The sequence below is a fragment of the Streptomyces sp. NPDC019396 genome (assembly GCF_040632375.1).
Taxonomy (GTDB): domain Bacteria; phylum Actinomycetota; class Actinomycetes; order Streptomycetales; family Streptomycetaceae; genus Streptomyces.
This window is the reverse complement of sequence record NZ_JBEYBS010000021.1, coordinates 127,442-134,774: the sequence shown is the minus strand read 5'-3', so window position 1 is coordinate 134,774 and position 7,333 is coordinate 127,442. Positions and strand designations below refer to the sequence as shown.

7 protein-coding genes are annotated in these 7,333 nt (G+C 70.0%); 4 read left to right on the top strand and 3 right to left on the bottom strand.

Going from position 1 to position 7,333, the window contains the following annotated elements:
- Positions 1-155 precede the first annotated feature (155 nt).
- Entirely contained in the window at positions 156-452 is a 297-nt protein-coding gene (locus tag ABZ532_RS23670) for a hypothetical protein (protein ID WP_361287094.1), read from the bottom strand.
- A gap of 119 nt (positions 453-571) precedes the next feature.
- Positions 572-1,405, bottom strand: a complete 834-nt coding sequence (locus ABZ532_RS23665) for a hypothetical protein (RefSeq protein ID WP_361287091.1) — start codon at positions 1,403-1,405, stop codon at positions 572-574.
- Between the two features lie 278 nt (positions 1,406-1,683).
- On the opposite strand from ABZ532_RS23665, the gene ABZ532_RS23660 reads away from it, so the two are divergent.
- From ABZ532_RS23660 to ABZ532_RS23650, 3 genes are all read left to right on the top strand, one after another.
- Entirely contained in the window at positions 1,684-2,967 is a 1,284-nt protein-coding gene (locus tag ABZ532_RS23660) for a glycosyltransferase family 4 protein (RefSeq protein ID WP_361287088.1), read from the top strand.
- The gene (locus tag ABZ532_RS23655; RefSeq protein WP_361287085.1) at positions 2,964-3,803 is read left to right on the top strand and encodes a hypothetical protein; all 840 of its coding nucleotides are present in this window, start codon (positions 2,964-2,966) and stop codon (positions 3,801-3,803) included. The genes ABZ532_RS23660 and ABZ532_RS23655 overlap by 4 nt, the downstream gene beginning before the upstream one ends.
- A gap of 72 nt (positions 3,804-3,875) precedes the next feature.
- A complete protein-coding gene (locus ABZ532_RS23650; RefSeq protein WP_361287082.1) occupies positions 3,876-4,841 on the top strand; it encodes a YafY family protein in 966 nt (321 codons plus the stop codon).
- On the opposite strand, the gene ctaD is transcribed toward ABZ532_RS23650, so the two are convergent.
- Positions 4,801-6,540: a cytochrome c oxidase subunit I gene (ctaD, locus tag ABZ532_RS23645; protein ID WP_361287079.1), complete on the bottom strand. Its 1,740-nt coding sequence runs from the start codon at positions 6,538-6,540 to the stop codon at positions 4,801-4,803. The two genes, ABZ532_RS23650 and ctaD, sit on opposite strands and share 41 nt — an antisense overlap.
- Positions 6,541-7,034: 494 nt before the next feature.
- Here ctaD and ABZ532_RS23640 point away from each other — a divergent pair, with 494 nt between their 5' ends.
- A complete protein-coding gene (locus tag ABZ532_RS23640; RefSeq protein ID WP_361287076.1) occupies positions 7,035-7,250 on the top strand; it encodes an I78 family peptidase inhibitor in 216 nt (71 codons plus the stop codon).
- The last annotated feature ends 83 nt before the right edge of the window (positions 7,251-7,333 follow it).

The following is a 7,333-nucleotide window of genomic DNA, read 5'->3' as shown; positions in this document are numbered from 1 at the left end:
CCTTGTGTGGGGCCTCTCCTTTTTTTTGGGGGGGGGGGGGGTCGCCTGCAGCCCCCGACTATTCCGGCGCCGGGGGGGGGGGGGGGCGCCCGCGGGGGGGGGGGGGGGCCCCCCCCCCCCCCCCCCCCACTTCCTGTTCTGGGAGCTCGCCTGCCTCACAGCCCTCTTCGGGGTGCGGGGGGCAGCGCCGCCGGTGCGCGGTGCTGCCCGGTGCGCCGTCGCACCCCTGCCTGCCAGACGCTCAGGTCCCCGCTGAATCCCGAGCCGAATCCGGTGTGGCCACTGCTCTGGCCGGTTCCGAAGGCCTTGAAGCCGAAGTCCTCCTCGCCGCTCCGGTCTCCGGGCAGTGCCCGGAACGACCGCCGGTACTCGGAGTACAGGGCGTCATAGATCGGCGTGCCCTCGGGGGACTGGCTGGGATAGGGCTCTCGGGCGGGGTCGTATGTCTGCACGTATGAGCCAACGACCTTCGTGCCGGTCGGATGCGGCCCGTGCTGGGAAATGGCTGTTCGGCCGGGGTGCACGGGGGGCGTCTCCGGACGGCCCGGGCCATGCCCGGGCCCCGGCCTGGTCAGGTGCCCGCCAGCGGCATGGCGGCAGCGACCAGCCGGCCGTTCGCCGCCGCCTTGTCCAGGGCTTCGCGCAGCAGGTCCTCACGTGGCTGCTGGCCGATGGATCCGACGGGAGCGGCGAAGACCAGCACCCGGTGGGACTTGTTGGCCGCGACCCGCCAGCCGTCGGTCACCTGGAGCGGCTGGTGGGCCTGCCACCAGGCGATCTGCCCGCCACCGGGGTTGCCCGGCTGGAGCACGGCGTGCAGCTGGCCCATGGCCAGCAGCACGGACCAGCCGTGCAGCGTCGGCGGCACCTCGTTGACCGCGGACACCGGGAGGAAGCCCTGCTCGATCAGCAGCGGCAGGAAGTCGTCCCCGCCGCCCACCATGCCGGGGCGGGCGATCGGCCCCGTGGGCTCGACGACGAGCGCGGGGTGCAGCTCCTCGCCGATCAGCACGAGCCCGCTGGTGACACCGAGCACGGCGGGCTCGGGGGCGGTTGACTGCGCGACGGGACCCGGGTGTGCGGCCGGGTAGCCGTGTGCGACGGGTGCTGCGGCGGTCTGCGCCGGGGCTTCACCGGTGATCGACCGGACGGCGCCCTTGAGCTGCTCCTCCGAGACCTGGACGACCTGGGAAGGAATACAGCTGGCGTGGGCGAAGGCAAGGACTGCGGTCTCCTCGCCGACGAACAGCACGGTGCTGGTGCGTTCCTGGTCCGAATCGCCCGGTGTGCGGCAGGAGGTGCAGTCGTAGCTGCCCGGGGCGTTCTCGCCGGCGAGCAGCCGGTCGGCTTCTTCGTCGCCGATCTCGGCGCGTACGTCCTCGCTGACGTCGAGCATGCGCGGCACGGGTGGCTCCTCGGACTCGGTGCTGGCTGGGAGCCGGGGCGTTCCCGGCTCATGACGGAACAACGGGTGAGCGGCGGAAGGAGTCACGCGCAGGGCAGGAGTATGACGACACATCGCCAAGTCGACAGATCAGCAATGGCGGGCTGCCGGGCATGCGAGCGCCTGTTCTCGACGCGGCGTCAACCTGTGTCATGGCGCGTACCGATTGGCACGGTGCGCCCAGTAGAGTCGTTTGCCGACCATCACGAACCGGGGGAAACACGGGGGCGCACCAGCGCATGCATATTTCCTTTCTGCTTCACAACGCGTACGGCATCGGAGGCACGATCCGCACGACGTTCAACCTCGCCCAGGTACTGGCGGAGCGTCATGACGTCGAGATCGTCTCCGTGTTCCGGCATCGGGAGACACCCATGCTGGGCGCCCCCTCGGGTGTCGTCATGCGTCAGCTCGTGGACCTGCGCAAGGGCAGCCCAGGCAACGACGCGGGTCATTCCGACTACGCCCGGCCCGCGAAGGTGTTCCCGCGGGGCGACGGCCGCTGGAAGCAGTACAGCCGCCTCACCGACACGCGTATCGCCGCCCATCTGAAGTCACTGGACGCTGATGTGGTCGTCGGTACCCGCCCCGGGCTGAACGTCCATATCGCCCGCCAGGCCCGCCGTGGTCCGGTCCGGGTCGGCCAGGAGCATCTGACTCTGGACAGCCATGGCTACCGGCTGCGCCGCGAGATCGCCCACCGGTACACCCTGCTGGACGCGGTCACCACGGTCACCGAGGCGGATGCCCGGGCCTACCGCACCCGTCTGAAGCTGCCGGGAGTGCGGATCGCGTCGGTGCCCAACAGCGTGCCGGCACCGCATGTGGCGCCCGCCGACCCGGCGGCCAAGTGGGTGATCGCGGCCGGCCGGCTCACCAAGGTCAAGCGGTACGACCTGCTGGTCAAGGCCTTCGCCAAGGTCGTCGCCGCCAGGCCCGACTGGCGGCTGCGGATCTACGGCACCGGCGACGCGACCGGCAACGAGCGCGCCGCCCTGCGGTCCCTGATCGAGCAGCGTGGGCTGCACAACCACGTCTACCTGATGGGGCCCGCCAATCCTCTGGAACCCGAGTGGGTCAAGGGCTCGATCGCCGCTGTCACCTCGAGCATCGAGTCCTTTGGGATGACCATCGTCGAGGCGATGCGCTGCGGGCTCCCGGTGGTCTCCACCGACTGCCCGCACGGTCCGGGCGAGATCATCGAGGACGGGGTCGACGGACGGCTGGTCCCGGTCGGCGACGCGGACGCGGTCGCCGAAGCCCTGCTGGGCCTGATCGGCGACGACGCCCTGCGGCGGCGTACCGGCGCCGCCGCACTCGAGGCGGCCGAGCGCTTCGACCCGGCACACATCGCCGAGCGCCATGAGGCGCTCTTCGCCGAACTCGCAGCGAGAGGCGGTGCGGGCCGGCACCGCGGCGCCCTGCGGGACACCGTGCACCGGTCGAGGGGCGCCATGCTCGACGCCGGCTACGCACTGCGCTACAAAGCCGCCGACATGATCCGGAAGGGGAGGAAGGCATGACCGCGTCGTCCGCGTCCACCGCGTCCACGTCCACGAGTACGCCCGCCGGGGGCGAGCGGTGTGCGCCGCGTGCCGACTGCGTCGCCGACTCCGCGGGTGCGGTCACCTTCACCTGGGCGGGAGGCGCGGCCGACGGGGAAGCCCTGGTGCTACGGCGGCGCGGCGCGGGCACCGGTCCCGACGACACCGTGCGGCTGCCGCTCGTCGCCCGGGCAGACGACCAGCTGCACGCGGTGCTGCCCGGCACCGTCGAGCTGGCGGAGGGGCACTGGGACGCGTACCTGGACGACGGCACCGCCGTCGAGGCCGGGATCCGTGACCTCCGGGCACTGATCGACCGGGTACCGCAGACCGGCCGGGTCACCGTGCGGCTGCCCCATCCGACGGCGGACGGCCGGCTCGCGGTGCGTTCCTGGGTGCGCGAACCGCACGCGGAGGCGGGGGACATCGCCGTGGAGCAGGGCGCCTTCGCCGTCGAGTGCGTCCTGTACGGGGCGCGGATCGACGAGGGGGCGAGCGTGGAAGCGCGGCTCGGGGACAGAGCTCACCGGTTCCCGGCGACGGGGGAGGGCGAGCGCTTCAGCTTCACCGTGCCGTACTCGGCGCTGGTCGAGGGCCCGGCCGCCCCGGTCGGCAAGCAGCAGCTGTGGACGCTGTGGCTGTGCCCCGCAGCGGAGGCCGAGGACGCCGTGGCGGTGCGCATCTCCCGTCTCCTCGATGACGTTTGGGACCGCAAGGACGTCTTCGTCTATCCGGCGCACGAGGCCGCGGGATATCGCGCCGCACCCTGCTACACCGCTGCCAACGACCTCTGCGTTCAGCTGACTCCCGCGTAGCGGCCGTGCGGGGACGGACCCCGGTGGCGCTTGCGGACTCGAGCTGTCCGCAAGAGCTGCCAGACTCGCCCCATGCTGGAAACCTCGGCGCGACTGCTGCGTCTGCTCTCCCTGTTGCAGGCTCACCGCGAATGGTCGGGGTCCGAGCTCGCCCGGCGGCTGGGTGTCACCCCACGCACCGTGCGGCGTGACGTCGACCGCCTGCGCGAGCTCGGCTATCCCGTCAACGCCAGCCCCGGCACGGGAGGCGGCTATCAGCTGGGCGCCGGCGCCCAGATGCCTCCGCTGCTGCTCGACGACGACGAGGCCGTGGCCGTCGCGGTCGGTCTGCGCACCGCGGCGGGCCAGGGCGTCGAGGGCATCGGCGAGAGCTCCGTACGCGCCCTGGCCAAGCTGGAGCAGGTGCTGCCGAACCGGCTGCGACGGCGGATCAGCGCCCTGAACGCGTTCACCGTTCCCATGCTGCGGGCGCCCCGGAACCAGATCGACCCGGCGGTCCTGTCGGAGCTGGCGGGGGTCTGCCGCGACGGGGAACGGCTGCGGTTCGCGTACGAGGACCACGGTGGCCGGTCGACCCGCCGCACGGTGGAGCCGTACCGGCTGGTGTGCAGCGAACGGCGCTGGTACCTCGTCGCATGGGATGTGGAACGGGCCGACTGGCGTACGTTCCGGGTGGACAGGATCACCCCCAGGCCTCCGCACGGTCCGCGCTTCACCCCCCGCACCCCACCGGCCGATGACCTGGCGGCCTATGTCTCCAAGGGGGTGTCCACGGCCGCGTACGCCGCGAAGGCGGTGATCAGGCTGCGGGCGCCGGTGCAGCGGGCGGCCGAGGTCGTCTCACCGTCGGACGGAGTGCTGGAAGCGGAGGGCCCGGACAGCTGTCTGCTGCACACGGGGGCGGCCAGCCTTGATGTGATGGTCATCCATGTGGTGCTGATGGGCTTCGACTTCGAGGTGGTCGAGCCGGTGGAACTGACCGCGCACATGAGCGCGGTCAGGGACCGGCTGTCCCGGGCCCTGGGAGACCCCGGCTGACATCGTCGTGCGGGGACTCCGGCACGGCCGGGCGCAGCGCCGCGAACTCCGGGTGGTGCAGATCGAACGCCGGGGCCTCGGAGCGGATCCGGGGAAGCGCCACGAAGTTGTGCCGGGGCGGCGGGCAGGAGGTCGCCCACTCCAGTGACCTCCCGAACCCCCAGGGGTCGTCGACCGTCACCTTCGGCGCGTACCTCGCCGTCTTCCAGACGTTGTAGAGGAACGGCAGCGTGGAGCAGCCGAGCAGGAACGCCCCGATGGTCGAGACCGTGTTGAGTGTGGTGAAGCCGTCGGCCGCCAGATAGTCCGCGTAGCGCCGCGGCATCCCCTCGGCGCCCAGCCAGTGCTGCACCAGGAACGTGGTCTGGAAGCCGATGAAGAGGGTCCAGAAATGGATCTTGCCGAGCCGTTCGTCCAGCAGCCTGCCGGTGAACTTGGGCCACCAGAAGTAGAACCCCGCGAAGGTGGCGAAGGTGACCGTGCCGAAGACCGTGTAGTGGAAGTGGGCGACGACGAAGTACGAGTCGGTGACGTGGAAGTCCATCGGCGGTGAGGCCAGGATGACCCCCGTCAGCCCGCCCAGCAGGAACGACACCAGGAAGCCCACCGCCCACAGCATAGGTGTCTCGAACGACAGCGAACCCCCGAGCATCGTGCCGCTCCAGTTGAAGAACTTCACCCCGGTGGGCACGGCGATCAGGAAGGAGAGCAGGGAGAAGAACGGCAGCAGCACCGCACCCGTGGCGAACATGTGGTGCGCCCAGACCACCACGGACAGCCCCGTGATGGCCATCGTCGCGCCCACGAGGGTCGCGTACCCGAAGATCGGCTTCCGGGAGAAGACCGGGATGATCTCCGTGATGATGCCGAAGAACGGCAGGGCGATGATGTAGACCTCGGGATGTCCGAAGAACCAGAAGAGGTGCTGCCACAGCAGCGCTCCGCCGTTCTCGGACTCGAACACCACCGAGCCGAACCTGCGGTCGGACTCCAGCACCAGCAGTGCCGCCGCCAGCACCGGGAAAGCCACCAGGACCAGGACCGTGGTGAAGAGGATGTTCCAGGTGAAGACCGGCATCCGGAACATCGTCATCCCCGGCGCCCGCATACCGATGATCGTCGCCAGGAAGTTCACCGAGGTGAGGATCGTGCCGAAGCCGGAGAGTGCGAGCCCCATGATCCAGAGGTCGATTCCGACACCGGGGGAGCGCTCCAGACTGTTCAGCGGGGCGTAGGCGGTCCAGCCGAAGGCCGCGGGGCCCGTGGGCACCACCAGCGAGCCGAGCACCATCAGACCGCCGAAGAGGAACAGCCAGTACGAGAACATGTTCAGCCGGGGGAAGGCCACATCCGGCGCGCCGATCTGGAGCGGCACCAGCTCGTTGGCGAAGCCCGCGAAGGTCGGTGTCGCGAAGAGCAGCAGCATGATGGTGCCGTGCAGGGTGAATGCCTGGTTGAACTCCTGGTTGGTCAGCAGCTGGAGCCCGGGCCGGGCGAGCTCGGCCCGCATCAGCATCGCCAGCAGCCCCGCGATCAGGAAGAAGCCGAACGACGTGATCAGATAGAGGTGGCCGATCTTCTTGTGGTCGGTGGTGGTGAGCCAGTCCACGACCACCCGGCCCCGGCGCTGTCGTCGTACGGGCGGGGGAGCGGTGGCGGCGGGAGTGTCCGGGGCCGTCCCCGCGGTGTCCGTCCCCATCGCTGCCCCCTCGGGATTCCGTCTCGGGCTGGAGCCACACTAGGCACGAAGGCCACGCGGGACGGCGCGACACGAACCGGGACACGGGTGATACGCGTACGGGTGACGGGCCCCGGTTCGTCCGGAAGTAGGGAGTGCGTAAGGAATGATGAATTCCTCTCCTCCGACCGAGGGGGGACGGGCGTTCCGGGGTGGAATTCTGCGGCGATCCAGGTATTTCGGTTCCGTGAAAATCCGAAAAAACTCGGACGTGGCTCGGACGGAACTCGCAAGAAGAGCTGAAGGGAACTGGCGGGTGCTTGATATGGACCTGATCGATTCCCGTGTGAATTGCTCTGTGTGACGGTGTGAATGAAGGTTTCGCTGCCAAACGCGTGTCGTGATCCTGTGACACAAGTGTGACCGCTGGGGTACGAGAGACGTTGATGGATCAACGGATCCCCGGAATCGGTGGGACTTTCGTTGCCGTTCGCCGCCACCTACGGTGAGGTTCCATGGCACCGATACCGACTCCTCCCGCAGAGCCACACGACGCCCCCGACGACTACGTGGGCCTTGACGCCGACACCGCGGAGCGGCGCGCCCGCAGCCAGGGCTGGACCACCGTCAGATCGCTGCCGCCCGGGGCCATCATCACCATGGAGTACCTCGCGGGCCGGCTGAACTTCGAGGTGGACGACGGCAGGGTGCGCCGCTGCTGGAAGGGCTGACAGCGGCTGTGCTCCCGCTGAACGCTGAACGCCGTGGGGCCCCGCCCCACCATGTGGGGGGCCCCCCGCGGTCAGGGGTGATC